This window comes from Roseococcus sp. GW821-FHT12F05 (genome assembly GCF_058806835.1).
In genome coordinates this window covers 24,823-39,219 of sequence record NZ_JBXAQB010000022.1, presented here as the reverse complement: position 1 = coordinate 39,219, position 14,397 = coordinate 24,823, and the positions used below count along the sequence as shown (strand labels likewise).

14 protein-coding genes are annotated in these 14,397 nt (G+C 68.6%); 2 read left to right on the top strand and 12 right to left on the bottom strand.

Features of this window, described 5'->3' with window-relative positions; translation table 11 throughout:
• Positions 1-97: 97 nt before the first annotated feature.
• The 5 genes from AC1ROY_RS32135 to AC1ROY_RS32115 are packed head-to-tail and all read right to left on the bottom strand — an operon-like array spanning position 98 to position 8,603.
• Positions 98-343 carry a hypothetical protein gene (locus AC1ROY_RS32135; RefSeq protein WP_493153031.1) on the bottom strand — a complete coding sequence of 82 codons (246 nt, stop codon included), beginning with the start codon at positions 341-343 and terminating at the stop codon, positions 98-100.
• Positions 343-1,233: a hypothetical protein gene (locus AC1ROY_RS32130; protein ID WP_493153030.1), complete on the bottom strand. Its 891-nt coding sequence runs from the start codon at positions 1,231-1,233 to the stop codon at positions 343-345. Before AC1ROY_RS32130 ends, AC1ROY_RS32135 begins: the two co-directional genes overlap by 1 nt.
• Before the next feature lie 7 nt (positions 1,234-1,240).
• Positions 1,241-2,062 carry a hypothetical protein gene (locus AC1ROY_RS32125; protein WP_493153029.1) on the bottom strand — a complete coding sequence of 274 codons (822 nt, stop codon included), beginning with the start codon at positions 2,060-2,062 and terminating at the stop codon, positions 1,241-1,243.
• The gene (locus tag AC1ROY_RS32120; RefSeq protein ID WP_493153028.1) at positions 2,062-3,876 is read right to left on the bottom strand and encodes a hypothetical protein; all 1,815 of its coding nucleotides are present in this window, start codon (positions 3,874-3,876) and stop codon (positions 2,062-2,064) included. Before AC1ROY_RS32120 ends, AC1ROY_RS32125 begins: the two co-directional genes overlap by 1 nt.
• Positions 3,876-8,603, bottom strand: a complete 4,728-nt coding sequence (locus tag AC1ROY_RS32115) for a coiled-coil domain-containing protein (protein WP_493153027.1) — start codon at positions 8,601-8,603, stop codon at positions 3,876-3,878. The genes AC1ROY_RS32120 and AC1ROY_RS32115 overlap by 1 nt, the downstream gene beginning before the upstream one ends.
• Here AC1ROY_RS32115 and AC1ROY_RS32110 point away from each other — a divergent pair.
• Both AC1ROY_RS32110 and AC1ROY_RS32105 read left to right on the top strand, forming a co-directional pair.
• Positions 8,602-9,273: a hypothetical protein gene (locus AC1ROY_RS32110; RefSeq protein ID WP_493153026.1), complete on the top strand. Its 672-nt coding sequence runs from the start codon at positions 8,602-8,604 to the stop codon at positions 9,271-9,273. The two genes, AC1ROY_RS32115 and AC1ROY_RS32110, sit on opposite strands and share 2 nt — an antisense overlap.
• Positions 9,274-9,928: 655 nt before the next feature.
• Positions 9,929-10,333, top strand: a complete 405-nt coding sequence (locus AC1ROY_RS32105) for a hypothetical protein (protein ID WP_493153025.1) — start codon at positions 9,929-9,931, stop codon at positions 10,331-10,333.
• 30 nt (positions 10,334-10,363) lie between these two features.
• On the opposite strand, the gene AC1ROY_RS32100 is transcribed toward AC1ROY_RS32105, so the two are convergent.
• From AC1ROY_RS32100 to AC1ROY_RS32070, 7 genes are all read right to left on the bottom strand, one after another.
• Positions 10,364-11,044: a hypothetical protein gene (locus AC1ROY_RS32100; RefSeq protein ID WP_493153024.1), complete on the bottom strand. Its 681-nt coding sequence runs from the start codon at positions 11,042-11,044 to the stop codon at positions 10,364-10,366.
• Positions 11,041-11,313, bottom strand: coding sequence for a hypothetical protein (locus AC1ROY_RS32095; protein WP_493153023.1), 273 nt, complete (start codon positions 11,311-11,313; stop codon positions 11,041-11,043). Before AC1ROY_RS32095 ends, AC1ROY_RS32100 begins: the two co-directional genes overlap by 4 nt.
• A gap of 92 nt (positions 11,314-11,405) precedes the next feature.
• On the bottom strand, positions 11,406-11,846 hold the full coding sequence (locus AC1ROY_RS32090) for a hypothetical protein (RefSeq protein ID WP_493153022.1): 441 nt from the start codon (positions 11,844-11,846) through the stop codon (positions 11,406-11,408).
• Positions 11,847-11,953: 107 nt separating this feature from the next.
• Complete coding sequence (locus tag AC1ROY_RS32085; protein WP_493153021.1) at positions 11,954-13,426, bottom strand: phage tail tube protein; 1,473 nt, start codon at positions 13,424-13,426, stop codon at positions 11,954-11,956.
• Between the two features lie 97 nt (positions 13,427-13,523).
• Entirely contained in the window at positions 13,524-13,769 is a 246-nt protein-coding gene (locus AC1ROY_RS32080; RefSeq protein WP_493153020.1) for a hypothetical protein, read from the bottom strand.
• 4 nt (positions 13,770-13,773) lie between these two features.
• Complete coding sequence (locus AC1ROY_RS32075; protein ID WP_493153019.1) at positions 13,774-14,178, bottom strand: phage tail terminator-like protein; 405 nt, start codon at positions 14,176-14,178, stop codon at positions 13,774-13,776.
• Positions 14,175-14,366, bottom strand: coding sequence for a hypothetical protein (locus tag AC1ROY_RS32070; RefSeq protein ID WP_493153018.1), 192 nt, complete (start codon positions 14,364-14,366; stop codon positions 14,175-14,177). Before AC1ROY_RS32070 ends, AC1ROY_RS32075 begins: the two co-directional genes overlap by 4 nt.
• Between the last annotated feature and the right edge of the window lie 31 nt (positions 14,367-14,397).

Below are 14,397 nucleotides of genomic sequence, written 5' to 3'. Positions count from 1 at the left end.
AGGCGCGGCCGCCGGCGGCAGTGGTGATGCGAGGTGGGCTACAGCGGCACTGGGCCGCGGGCGGTCACGCGCTGGTCGCGCGCCGTAAGGGCAGCGGCTACTCGGGCAGGGCTTCGATCTTGGCTTGCAGGGCCAGCAGTTCGGCCATCAGTTCAGCCTTCGTCGGCTGCGCCGGGTCAGGAACCTCCAGCGGCTCCGCCGCCGGCTCGGGCGGCAGCTCCACGCCCTCGGCCGCGGCGGCCACCTCGGCGTAGAGCGCATCCTCCAGCGTGACGTGGTAGGGCCAGCCGTTGCGCTCGATCACGAACGTGCCGTCCGGCCGGCGGTGCAGCAGCGTCCACATCACGCGATCCTCCAATTGATGACGCTGCACCTGAATCCCGCGCCGGGGGACAGGATCGCGGTGCCGCCGGCGGCCACGCCATAGGAGAGGCCGCCGACGACCGCGCCGGTCGCCACGTTGATCGTCATGCCCCACCACGCCCAAGTTCCGCCGGACGGCAGCCCGATGGCGTTCCCGTCGCCGCCGTTCTGCGCGCTCCATGTGCCTGCCCCACCCGATGCGTTCGGAGCTGCGGGCGCGGCCAGCACCGTCCTCCCCCCAGCCGCATCGGCCGCTATGCCGAGCGTCTCGCCAAATGCTGTCACGGGGATGTCGAGGAGGCGGAAGTAGACGCCGTCCCAACCGACAGTTGCCACGCGGCCGACCACCAGCTCGCCACCGGCCAGAGCGGCCCCGCCCGTCTTTCGGATCGACTCGCCGCCCAGGCCGTCCACGTCCAGCGTGGCGGCTCCGGAGTTCGCATTCGCGACCAGCCAGCGGAAGACCTGGCCGGGGCGGAGGGCGCCACAGGCCGGCCCGTGCGCAATGGCCTGAGCATTACCCGTGCCGGTTGCGACCGGGAGGATACCGATCGCTCCGAACCGGATGCTGTCCGCGCTGGGGAAGCAATAGATCGACTTCACGCCCGGGCCCCAGTTCACGGCCGCGCCGCCGTTGCTGCTGTCGGTGACGGCCACGCGGGTCACCGTGTCCGGGCTGCCGGCCGCGACCAGGCCGTACCCTCTCTCCCATTCCTCGCCCATGACGGCGCGGTATTCGGTGAGGTTCCCGTTGCCGAGCCCTTCCACGAAGGTTTGGAACAGACCGGCGTTCTCGCCCGTGAACGGGTCGACGTCATAGGTCCCGGGGCCGGTGGTGGACGAGGTCATGAAGACGGTGTCAGCGAGCATCAGGGCCTCACAGCGATTGGCGGACTTGGAATGCGACCTGGAACATCGCGAAGTTCGGCTGCGTGATCGGCTGCACCTCGACCAGGCGCCCGAGCACGGCAGGAATGCGGTTGTCCTCGAAGGGCTGGAACAGCACCTGGCCGCGGCGGCCCGCGACACGCTGGAGCTCGTCGATCTGCGCGGCATCGGCCGCCGCCAGGCTGTTGAAGGCGAAGGTCAGCACGCGCCTCTGCGGCAGCACGTCCACGAAGTCGAGGCCCGACCGCTTGTTGGTGGCGATCTCGCTGTCGTCCTGCCAGGCACGGCCCCAGCCGTAGGAGAAGTTCCCCCGAGAGGGCTTCCACCCAGGCCCGATCCACGCGCGGCCGAGGTCGACAGAGCCCGGCACGGTGGCGAGCGAAGGCGCGGCGATGTTGCACCGCCAGAAGCGCGCCGCGACCGGCGCGACAAGGCGGAGGACGCTGATGCCGTAGCCGGGCACCCATCCGCCGGCGACCGCCCCCGTATCGAGCAGCGCGCCGGCGCCGGCCGTCGTTGCGTCCAGGCGGTGCCGCACCGTGTCGCTGGGCTGCAGCCACCCGCGCGCCCCGCCATCGGCGTCGATCCCGCCGGCGTCGTCGGGCTGGACCAGGGCCAGCACGCCCACCTCGCGCTGGCGGCCCAGGTCCGCGTCCAGCACCGGGCTGGTGATGCCCTGCTGCGTCCGCCAGCGCCGCCGCACGGGCGGTTCGGCCAGGCGAGTGGCCAGCAGCGGCGCTGCCTGCGAGGACGCCGCCAGCGAGGCCTCCGACCGGTCCAGCCAGTTGATCCAGGAGATCAGCGCGGCCATCAGCCCATCACCGTCAAGGCGACGCCCCGGTCGCGCAGCTGATGGTCGACCACGCGCACGTCCCGCCCCTCCGTGAGGCCGTAGCGTGGCCATTCCAGGCGCACGCGCTGGCCGAGCTGCAGGCCCAGGCCGGCGAGGCCCATCGGCACGGTCCATTGCCCGCGGCCCGGCGCGAAGAAGCTCAGGAGGTTGTCGCCCAGGGCCAACGCGTCGGCCTCCTCGTCGTAGAGCGTGCTCACCGTCACCTCCTCCGCGTCGGCGTTGCGGGTCCGGCGCGCCGAGAGCGCGGCGACGGTGCTGTAGGAGCCCTGGGCCAGCTCGGCCCGGCGCTCCTCGGTGATGGTCGGCGGGGAGACGACATCCGCGCCCGAGATCGGCGCCCAGTTCGGGCGGTAGCCGACAGTGACGCGCCAGTAGACCGGCGGAGCCTCCATCACCTCGACCTCGCCGCGGATGTTGTCCTGGCTCAGCAGGGCGCCGCCGCTGCCGTTGGGGGCCGCGAGACGTCCCACCGTGATGACGCCGTCCCCGCCGTCGCCCCACCAGAGCCAGGCCGAGGCGGCAATGCGAGACACGGCCTCCGAAAAGGTCACCTGCCCGCCGTCCATGCCGAGCACGATGCCGGCCGTACCGGGCAGCATCCCCTCGATGCTCGCAAAGGCCGCGCTGGACAGCCGCGCCCCACCCAGCGTCAGGATCCGGCGCATCATGGCGCCGTGCGATTCGATGTAGCCGCCGGTGGCATCGCCCATGATGTCGAAGGTGACCGGGCCGTCAGGCGTGCTGCCGAGCGCGATGAACACACCGTCCTCGGTGTTGCTCCAGTCGAAGGTGCCGGCAGTGACCGAGGCCGCGCCGGCGGCTGACGCCAGTGCGGCATAGCTGCCGTGCGAGGATCCAGCAGTGACCGCCGCGCCGCGGACATAGACGGCCAGGATGTCCTCGGCCTCGCGGGTGGTCAGCAGGTAGATCTTAAGCCCCTCGTCCACCAGCTGCGGCGAGACGCCACGGCACAGGCCGAGGCAGAGCATGCGGGCCTTGCCCTTCAGCAGCTCGCCCCCGTCCTCGCCGCCGGCGCCGCCGAACAGGGCCAGCATGGGCACGTCGAGGTCGACGGCCTGGCTGGCGCCCGGGATGCGCAGCGCCTTGGCGTCGGCCCGCCAGGGCTTGGCCCGGCCGTCCAGCAGCACGCGGCGGGCGCCGTAGGCGTGGCTGCGGTGGCCGAGCAGGCTGATGCTCAGGTCCCGTCCATCTACGGCCAGGCGCCGCTCGACCCCGTCGTACTCGCCGTCCGTGTTGTCGATCAGCACCTCGACGCGCGCGCCGGCCAGCCGACGATCCTCGCTGGGGAGGACCGGAATCGCCCGGTCGAAGGAGATCGCGCCGGCCCGGCCCTCGAAATGCGTGTTGGGCAGATCGGGGTCATCCGCTCGCGAGGTCCAGTCGCGATCCGACCAGCGAAGCCCGACCGTGCCACCCGTGAGCGAGACCGGCAGCAGGCCGAGGGGGTAGATGGCGAGTTCCAGCGGATTGATGCCGTCCGGCACGAGGCCGAAGGAATGCCCCCCCAGATCCGCCGCGCCCTCCAGCACCAGGTCGCCGTCGGTGGCGCTCACCTCCACCAGCATGACCGCGTCGGTGACGTAGCCGCCGTCCAGCGCCAGCAGGTCCAGCGAGGCGAGGATCGGCAGCTCCCGCGCGCCGACCGTGAGGAAGCCGATCAGCGAGGCGGGATCGAAGACTATGGCGCCGCCCGGGGTCTCGATCAGCAGGCCGGAGATCGGCGCCCCGCCGGAGGGGAAGAATCCGAGCATCAGCGCTGATCGATCTTGGCAACGCGGAGCTCACGGGCCAGAGCATCGAAACGCGCCCCCAGGTCGTCGTACTGCTTCTGCAGAACCACGACCATCTGCGAAAGCGCCGTGATGATCGCGGCGTCACCACCCCCTTGCGCCTGCCGCTGACCGAACTGACCCACCGCCGACCGGATGCCGGCCTCGCTGATCGCATAAGCCCGCGTGGCGCCGCCGTAGAGGTCGCGGTTGGCCGTCAGCAGCGCGTCCGCGGCCCGCGTGGCGGCAGAGGCATCGGAGCCGGCGAGCGCCTCGCGATACTGCCGCTCGGCCTCCTGCTGCCGTGCCGCGGGCGAGAGGCTGGAAAGTCCGCCCAGCGCCTGCCCGTTCAGCCAGTCGAGGATGCTCTGCGCGCCCTGCTTCTGCTGATCCGCGATCTCCTTCTGCGTCCGGCCCAGCTCGTCCGCCGCGCGCTGCGCGATCTCGATTCGCTGCGCCGCCAACGAGGCCTCGGTCTCCGCGATCTTCTTGGCCGCCGTGCCGGCATCCAGCTCGAGCATCGCCAGCGCGTCCGACAGGCTCTTCACCTGGGCCGCCGCCTGCGCGTCGAACTCGATCAGGTCCGCCTCGTTGCCGCGGCCGGTGGCGCGCAGGGTGCGCGTGACGTTGCTGCGGTCCAGCTCCGCCAGCGACTGCGCGCGGTTCTGCCAGAACTCCTGGCCCTGCGTGCGGGCCAGCTGCGCCATCGTCGCGGTCACGGTGTCGCTCGATACGCCGAGCGAGCGGAGCTGCTCGCGCAGCTGGTCCGCCTCCGAAGACAGCCCCCGGAGCCGGTCGGCCGTGGCCAGGCCGAGGATCTGGTCGTACCCACTTCCGCCCCGGCTGCGGATGTCCCGCGCCGTCAGGGTGCCGGTGATCGAGGCCACCTGCGCGTCCCGCTGCCCCTGCAGCTTCGCGATCTCCTCGTCGCGCTTGGCGACCAGCTTGTCCGTGGCCAGCGACAGCTCGTTCGACTTGTCGATGATCGGCTGGTACTGGTCGCGGACAGACTTGAGGGACTGCGCGAAGGCGCTGGTGGCATCCGTGCCGTCCTGAAGCGATTTCCACACGTCGTTGTAGAAGCTCAGGTTCTCCTGCAGCTTCTCGACGGTCGGGCTCGCGTCCAGAATGCCCTTGTAGTCGCCCGTCGCCGCGTTCCGGAACTCGTTCAGCAGGAAGCGCGCGGCTTCGTCGGCCAGGGACTTCGCGCCAGCCTCGTCGTTGCTGAACTGGTTCCGCTGCTCGCCGACGCGCAGGTAAAGCTGACCCGGCCCGTCGCCCCTGCTGCTGGTGACGCCCACCGCCGCCGAGGTGTTCAGCCGCACCCCGCCCAGCGCATCGCCCAGCTGGCTCGCCAAGTTCGCGATCTGCCGCGCCGCCGACGCCGACTGCTCCGCGTTGCCCGACGAATAGCGATCGCCCGTCAACCCACGCGCGAACTCCATGCCGGAGTCCAGGTTGATTGCCGTTTCCTGGCCTTTGCCAGACGGCCGGGGGCCGCCGATCAGCGCCCCGATGAGCGACGCCACCGCACCGCCTATCAGCCCGATGGGGCCAAGCGCACCGAGCGCCGGCAATAGGCCCAGCGCCGAGCCGAGCATGCCGGCGCCCGTAGCTGCGGTGGTCAGGCCGCCGACACCCTGCAGCGCGCCCCCAAATCCACCCGTCTGGAAGCCATTCACCGCGCCAAAAATGCCGCCGCCGATAGCTGCCGCCGGACCGAGGAGCTGGGCGATGGAGAGCGAGGAGAGCGTGGAGCCGCCGCCGCCCGCAAAGGCACCAGCCTCGCCAGACATCGCTGTTCCAGAATAAAAGCCGCTGGAGGTCAGGCTGCCCGCGCTCGGCGTATAGAGCGACGCGTTCAGGATATTGTCGGTAAAGCTCCAGCCAGTGTTGATGGCACTCCCCTCGGGAAAGAACCCGCCTAGCCCGCCGCCGAAAATGCCGCGCCCAATCGTGTTGGCGCTGGCAATGTTCCCGATCTGACCGATGACGCTCCCGTCGGATGCGACAATCGAGGCGCCTCCTCCACCGAGCCCAAGATTGCCGAGACCCGCGACCTGCGTGATCCCGCCAAACGTCCCGCGGTTCCCGCCGAATGCCCAATTGAGGAAGGGGTTGACCGCGCCCAGCCTGATCGCCGCCTGGAGCACTTCGGACAGCATGGCCTTCGCGATGTCGCCGAACTTGATCGCCTCGATCTTGCCCTGCGCGAAGCCCTCCGTGATCGCGTCGCCGATCTTCTTGAAGGCATTCTCCCCGAAGGTCGCCAGCTCGTTCCAGCTGTTGCGGAGCTGCTCGTTGCTCTGCCGGATGTCGGACATGCGGCCGGCCAGGCGCTCGGCTTCCCGTGCGGCGTCGGTGCCCTCAGCGGCGCCGGCGGCTTGCCGCGCGCGAAGGACCGCAAGCTCCCGTTCGCGCACCTGGACCGTCGCGCCGATCAGCTCCTGCTCGCGCTCCAGATAGGCGAGCTCGTCCCGCGTCTGCGTGTTGTTGCGCTGAAGCACCTGACGCTCGGCCGACGCACGATTGAGGTCGTCGTATTTCTCGGTGAGGCGCTGAAGCGCGTCCTCGTACTGCTGACTTCCCTCCGCGCCGTATTTCAGCGCTTCTGCCGCGGCACGAACGGCGGCCTCCATGCGGCGGCCTCCCTCCGCGCTCTGCGTGTATGCCTGGCCAATCTCGCGCTCGCCCGCGATCTGCTTATCGAGGGTCGTGGTCGCCTGCGTCAGTTGCCGGTCCAGGCGCTCCTGCACCAACGCGCGGGCCTGCGCCTTCTCGGTGGCGCTGGCCTGGCCCAGCCCCGCCGCGCGCGCCGCCCGGTCCAACTCCAATTCCGCCTGCGCCAGTTCGCGCGCCGCACCCTCCGCGACCTGGGACAGCCTGGCCTGCTCATCCAATCCACGCAGCATCTGCGTGGTGGCCGGCGTCAGGCCCTCCTCCTGCTGGCTGAGCGCTTGCAGCGAGGACCTATACCTCGCCCGTTGCGTCGCGTCCGCGCCGGGCATTCCTCCGCGGATCTCGCCACGCAGCTGACGGATGCGCTCGCGCGCCTGGAACGTGCCGCCGATCTCGCCTGCCGCTGCATCGGCCAGGGCGCGAAGCTGCGCCGGGCTCGCCGCGCCGGCCGCCGCGAGTTGCCGGTTTTGCTGCCGGCGCTGCGCCTCCTCCAGGCGATCGAGCGTAGGGATCAGCTTCTCGATGTCGCCGATCATCCGGTTGATCGAGGTGCTGTATTCGCCGTTCATGTCGGCGGCTTCGCGGAGCTGGTTCCACAGCCGGAGAACCGCCTCGACGGAGCGATCATTCTCGGCGCGGAAGCGCGTCAGGGCGGCCGTCGCCGCATCGTAGTCAGGCCGGCTTGTCGCAGCGCCGCCGGCCGCGATAGCCGCAGAATCAGAGAGGATGTCAGTGGCACCAGCCGCGCTCGACCTGCCCGTCAGGTTCGCGCCCAGCGAGGTGTTGAGGTCTCGGTTGACCTGGAACTGGTTGAACTGGAGCAGGCGGCCGGAGGTCGAGATGCCCTGCTGCTCATAGGCACGGCGCGCCTCCGTCATGCCCTGGTAGTAGCGGGTCAGCTGCACGAGGGTTTCGCCCTCGCCGCGAAGACCGGCCCGATACGCCTCGCCGGCGCTGGCGGCGGAGCGATACTGGTCGCCCTGCGCGCGAAGGGCCGCGACATAGGCCTGCGCACGCGAGGTCGTCTCCTCGTACTGCGTCTGCTGCCGCGCGATTTCCTCCAGCGCTCGCTCCGAATTCGACTTCAAGCCCAGGAAGCCCGCGGAGACAGCGAGGATTGCCACCAGGGCGCCAGCGACGGCGCCGCCAGGGCCGAAGATGCCGAGGAACTGCGGCGCCTGCTGCGCGAAGGCCGTCAGAGCCGACTGCCCCGCCCCGACCTGAATCACGAAGTCCTGAAGCTGGAGGCCGCCGGCAGTGATCGCCTGCGTGTTGATCTTCGTCGCGGACGTGGCCTGATTCATCGCCACGACCTGGCTGGCGAAGGCTGCCTTCGTCGCCTCCTTGGCCGCAGCAGCCTCTTTGCTCGCCAGCGCCCCGACGCGCTCGGCCGTCGCGATCTCCGTCAGGGTGGCCCGGTACTGCTGCTGGGCCGCAAAGAGCGGGTTGTACTTGGCGCGCAGACGGTCGAGCTCGGTTCCGTAGGCCGCGATATCCGCGGCGCGAGCGGCGTAGTCCTCAGCCCGCTGATTCACGCCCAAAGACTGGTTGATCGAGGCCTGGTAGGACGCAGCGCGCTGGGCAGCCTGCGCCGCCTGATTCATGCGCTCCGCGTAGAGCTCGGCGCCGGTCGCGCCGAGACGGGCCGCATCATCGGCCGAAGCATAGGCGGCGCGGAGGGCATCAAGCCGCCCCTTCGCCTTGTCGGCTTCGCTCGAAAGCCTCGCCAGGGTACGGGCGGCCTGCTCCTGGGTGACGTCGCCCTTCGCGACACCTTCGGCCAGGGTCGTTTCCGCCGAGGCAAGCTCCCGGGTCGCCTTCTCAGCCCGCTTTGCCGCCTGGGTGAGCTCGTCCTTGGCATTGACCAGCGAACGCGCAGATTTGGTCGCCCTGGTGACCGCCGTTTCGGTCTCGACGACGGACGCACCCAGATCCTTCATGGCGCGAGCGGCCGAAGCCGCCCCGGCCGTCATCTGGTCCTCGAACCGGCTGCGATATATCGCTTCCGTGATGGAGGAGACAGTCGCCATGATTGCCTCCTTTCAGGGAGGATCGGGGGTGAAGTGGATCGGGGTGTTGGCGCTGGGGGCGCTTGTCGGGTGCAGCCAAGCGCCGGGCGGGCACCCAGGCTTCAGTGATGGAACCGCGCCTGATCAAGTTGCTGCGATCGAACGAATGCGCAGAGAAGATGAGCGTTATAGGGCGGGCGGGGCAGCGAGAATTTCCGAAGCCGCCGAGCGCGCCCTCACCCCTCGCCAGCGTGCCCAACGGGATTTTGATGCGGCCAAGTCCACCCGCGAGAACGGACTGCTGGAGAGGGCGATGACCTCCTCGCCGGACTACACAGCCGCAGTCCGTCGCGCCGCAGTTGCCAACGTGGATGGTGCCGCAACCCTGCCGCCCGAACCTGGAGCGCCCCGACGCCCGGCAAATGCCCGCATGCGAGAGAATGCGATCACAGCAGAGGAAGCTCGCCTATCCGATGCTATCGAAGCGCGCCGCCGGGAACGTCTCGGTCAGCAGGCTGCCCAGCGGCAGACCCAGCAGGATCAGCAGGCCGCGGCCAACTGCATCGCCCTTGGGCAGCAGATCGAAGCGTCGATGTACAGCTCGCGCTCTATGCTCAATCTGGAAGCCGCCGCCACCGGCGCGCAGGCGCGAGAAAATTGCTGGGCTAGCTATCAGCAGAACAGGCGATGAAGGTGGCCGGGGGCGAACCCCCGCCCTCGACAGCAGCCCGCTCGCACGCCCCACCGCCGCTGCGCAGCAACGAGGTCACTATGAACGAACCGCCCCCATTATCCGGCAGACAGGCGACCAACAGGAGGACGCGGCGGGCAACCGACCCAAGCAATCCTCCGGCGCCGCCGACGCCGAAAAAATACAGTTTCTGGAGGAACTGGAACACGAACTATTCCATAATCACCGCCGCGGTTACGGCATCCGCCTACGTTATTTACCTGAATTATAAGATCGATCGTCTAGAATATCGCATAGAGCACTTAGCAAATCCACTTGCTGTAGCGTGCGCTAATTTGTTGAAGGATGGCGCTGATACGCGCAACCGCGGTGAATTATCCAATAATGATATTATACACGTTCTTTCTCGCAGCTTTGGATGCGACAGATTTGTCGACGGGTCCGCGGCTGGCAGATGATCACTTCCGCCAGCGCACCCGCCCCGCGAAGAAATCGTGATACTCGCACCCCGGACTCCCTGGTCGCCCGCGGCGCCGACAGCCTCCTGAATGCAACGGGGAGCCCGCGGCCATCTAAACATCAGATTAATTAAAAATTTGATTCTGAACTGACGCCGCCATACAATTTTAGAGGCCATTAGCCTCGGGAGATAGTCATGCTCAGGAAAGTATTATTTGCCACCGCCGCGATAGCAATCACCACGCCCGCCATCGCGGACTGCAACAGCTTTTTGGTCGCTGGGCGGGATTATAATATACAATACACAACCACCGCAGGCCCCCACGAGGTCGGTAGCGTGCGCCGCTTCAACATTGACATGACTCGGGTTCAGCGTGACAGCACCTGCACGGTGCTCCATGGCCGCTTCCTCGGCAACAGCGGTCCGGCGATCCTTACGGGGTGTGGCGAGAAGCTGACCATCGCTATTGGGGGCTACGAGAACAGCTCGGGCATCACTGGCGAAGCGACCTGTTCCGGAAGCGAAGCCTACGGGACGATGAGTTACGTAGACGGGGCGCGCCAGACCTGGGCCTACAGCCTGATTTTGAGGCGTCTCTGATAGTTCAGCCTCAAGCCGATCAGGTCCCACCTAACCCCTCACCTGGATCACCAGCGCGGGGCTCTGCACCGGCTTTCCGCCGCGGCCGCCCTTGAGCACGTACTGCCCCGGGAACCGCACGTCGTAGCGCCGGAAGGCGTTCACGAAGTTCCCGAAGCGGCGCGTGACGGCCTTCGCGGCATCGCTGTAGAGGTCGGCCGGGACGGAGAAGCGGATGCGCTTGCCGCCTTCGAGCTGGACGTCCACCAGCCGGTTGAAGGGCTGAGTGTTGCCGATGATGATCTCCATCACGTCGGCGGTCACAGCCTCCGGGTTGAAGTTTTTCGCCTTCACGAACTTGCCGTCGGCGCCGATGCCGGTCGCCATGCCGAGGAAGAAGCTGTCCCGGAACCGGGCCGGCGTGTTGTGCTTCGGCCCCTGCCGGACGCGCTGTTCCGGCGAGCGGGCCTGCAGGTAGGCCAGCGCGAAGGCGGCCGCGTCGCCGAGGTAGATGAACTGGTCGACGATGACGCCGCCCGGCTTCACAGAGCTCGCCGGCGCGCCCTCCACGCCGTCTACGAAGCGCTTGAACCGCGGCGAGGCCCGGCGGGTGCGGATCAGCTCGGCCGTGCCCTCCTCGGCTGCCCTCGCGAGCGCCGCGGACATGGCCTTGGGAGAGAGCTCGCGGCTGACGAAGACGTCGACCGACCGGGAGAAGGCGGAACCGCTCATTTTCGTCTCGCTGCCTCCGCCTCTTGCGCCGCCTCCCGAGCCTTCTCGGCCCGGTGCTCCAGGAAGACCTCATCCATGGCGAGGATGCAGGCGTCCAGGAAAGCGGCGTCCTCCTCATCCATGTGATGCACCTCGGCCCATCGCTGCACGACCGACCAGGACAGGTTGAGCGGCGATGGCGGCCCCATGCTGGAGATCCATGCCCGGTCGCCGCTGTTCAACCGCCACCAAGCGCGCCAGATCCAGTGCCAGGCCGGGTCGACCAGCACGGCCTCGTCCGCGATGCCGGCGAAAAGGGCCGCGGCGTCTTCGTCACCCTCTTCCGCGATGTCCGCCAGGAACGATGCTGTCTTGGCCTGGCCTAGTTGCCAGCGGAGGGCGTCTCGGAGTTTCCCTTCGCCTCTTCGAGATCCTCCGCCCGGCGCTGGCCGACCTGCGCGGCCGCTTTGAAGCAGGCCAGGAACAGCTCCGCATAGTCGGCGTCGCGCAGCATCTCGAAGAACTCGTCGGCGGTGACGGGACGGCCGTCGTCATGCGTGAGGTTCCGCACGGGCGGGGTCAGTAGGACGTGGTTGATCAGGCATTCGATGTTGATGCCGCGGCGGATCGCGCTGGGGAGCTTGGTCACATCCCCGCCGAGGCCCTGCGCCGCCTTGCGCTGGCGCGAGGCCTGCGCGTCGTAGTAGGCGTCCGTGAAGCCGCGCGTCTGGATCTCGAGGTCGTCGTACTCCTCGCCGACGCGGACCCATGCGCCCTCCTTGATGGCGCGGCTGTCCTGCTTGAACTGGCTGATCTTGGCCATGGATAGTCCTTCGGGGGATGCGGGATGCGGGAAGGGGCTGGCGAGTCCCGCCGGTTCGCCAGCCCCACGCCGTTGCCGGCGCTCACGGCCCGAAGGCCGGAGGGGGTTCAGTCCTGGTAGAACTCGAACCGGTCGAGAATCAGGTGCGCCGCCGTGGTGCTGTCGCGGCCCGCCTTCAGCTGGATGGGCAGCATGACGTCCTGGTTCTTCGCGCCAGCGTTCGGGCTGCCGCTCATCGGCGTGACGCGCGGCAGGCCCCAGACCAGCGCCCGGCTGTCCTTGGAGACGCGCCAGTTCAGGTTCGTCGGCGTCATCGCGAGCACCTTCGCCTTCAGCGTGAGATCGCCGAAGTAGGTGGTGACGGTCGGGGTGACCGCCTGCTCGCCGGGGCGGATATCCACCGTGGTCATCTCATCCGACGCGGTGATCTCGCGGTTGTTGTTGTTGATCGGCAGCGTGATGCTCTGCACCCAGTTGGGCGCGGTGAGACGCACGCCGTTCTCGGCAATCCGGCCCAGGTTCGCGTTGGCGGCCATGATCGGGAAGGCATCCACCTCGGGCGCGGCGTCCGGCGACGAATCAAGGGAGGTGGTGCTCTCGGTCGCCGACATGCCCTGGAAAGTGAAGCTGCCGGTGATCTTCTGTCGGGTCTCGAACCTGAACTCGCCGGTGTTCGCGACCATGCCCTTCTGGGCGATGTAGGACGGGACCGTCTGGCCCTTGAACCCGCGCTGCAGCGTCTGGCCGAGGATGGTGATGCCGTTCTTCAGCTGGTCGCCGAAGAAGACGCGCAGGGTCTTGCCGCTGCCGTCGTCCGTGGTCCAGCCGGAGGGCAGGTTGTCCAGCGGCAGGGCGGTCGCGGTCGGCGTGCCGGCGACGCGCACCCAGGTGTTCAGCGCCTCGGTCGCGAAGCGGAAGCCGGAGCCGGTGGCACCGATCTTCAGCCAGCGGCCCGGGACAAGCCCGAAGGTCGTGAAGTCGAGCGTCGTGGAGCCCAGCCCGGTCGCCGTGGCAGTGATGTCGCCCGAGGTGCCCTGGAGGCCGACCACCTTCACGCGCGCCGCGGCGGGCGGGGCGGCCTCATCGGTGAGGATGGAGTTCCCGACCGCCGGCACGGTGGCCGAGCCGGTGGTGACGCGCTGCAGGCCGTTGTTGCCGGAGGCCGTGAAGCCGGTCATGCGGATGAGGTGGCCGACCACGTAGGCGGCGCCGGTCGTCACGGTGATGACGCCGCCGGTGGCCGCGATGCCGGTGATCACCGAGTCCGCCGTTCCGTCGTTGTCGCGCTCGGGGGTCTGCGTCCAGGGGTTGCGGAACAGGCTCTCGTAGATCGAGGAGAGCAGCGTGTTCGGCATGGGGTAGATCAGCTCGAAATTCGTGCCGCCGCCGCTGGACTCGCCGACCTTGATCGGATCGGCGGTCATGCCGTCATCGCGAATCTCGTCGCTTTCGACCGCGATCGGCTCGTAGGTCAGGCTCTCGCCGACGACCCGCGCCTTGCGCATGCGCGGCGTGTTCGGCGTCGTGCCGAGCGTCGCCTCGCGCACGCCGGAATATTCGAGCAGATTCGTTGCGGTCATCGAAGGGGCTCCTTCAGAGGGAAAGCTCCGGCCTCACGGCGGTGCAGCGGCCTTGCCCAAGGGCCGAATGGGCGAGCCGGCCGGACCCGGCGAAGGGTCAGGTGTCGGCGGCGTCAGCCGGTGGCGTCAGGTCGGCGACGGATGGGATCATCCGAGGGGATCCCTTCGCGGCAGGAACGCCCGCCGTGGTCTCGGCTGCCAGGCGCCGGGCCGGCTTCTCCAGATGCCCGGTCCGCCGCCAGTCCTCGCGCGAGAGCGGCCCGTCGAGCACGACGTCATCGGCCAGATCCGTCCCGGCCAGGATGCGCTGCGTGGGCGTGGTGAACGTCTTCAGGACCAGCATGGGATCAGCCTTTCAGCCAGGAAATGCGGACGGGGAGCAGCCACCAGGGGCCGCGGTCTTCGGCGTCGGCGCCGTCGTCGATGTGGATCGACTGAAGTTCGATGCCCTCGATAGGGTCGTCGCGGAATAGATCGGACAGAGCGGTGGCGTGTTCGCGGGCGACGAGGCTGCCGGTGCCTTGGGGGACCGCCACGCCGAGGAGCAGTTCGCCCTCCTCCTGCCAACGGTTCTCCGTCCGCGAGCCGGCGCCGATGGACATCTGCTCCCAGAGGCCGCCGCGCAGCATCACGTTGACCCAGGGAGCCTGCGTCGGCTTCGTGAACTTCTCGTTCGGCCAAGCCATGGGAGTGGCCGTCCAGTTTTCCTCGAGATAGGCCCGGATCAGCGTGTAGGCGGAGGCCGTGGTCATCGCCGCTCGCCGAGGATCTCGACCCTGCCGACGAGAACATCGTGCAGAACGCGGCCCATCTCGTGATCAATGACGGGGCGCCCGTCGGCACCGCATTTGATGCGCACGACAACGCCACGCTCATCGTCCGCGGAAACCACGCGCTCCTGCTTCACCCCATCGAGCAGAATCGTGGGGCACTCGCGCATCCATCGCCGCCAGAAGTCCGGATCGTCAGAT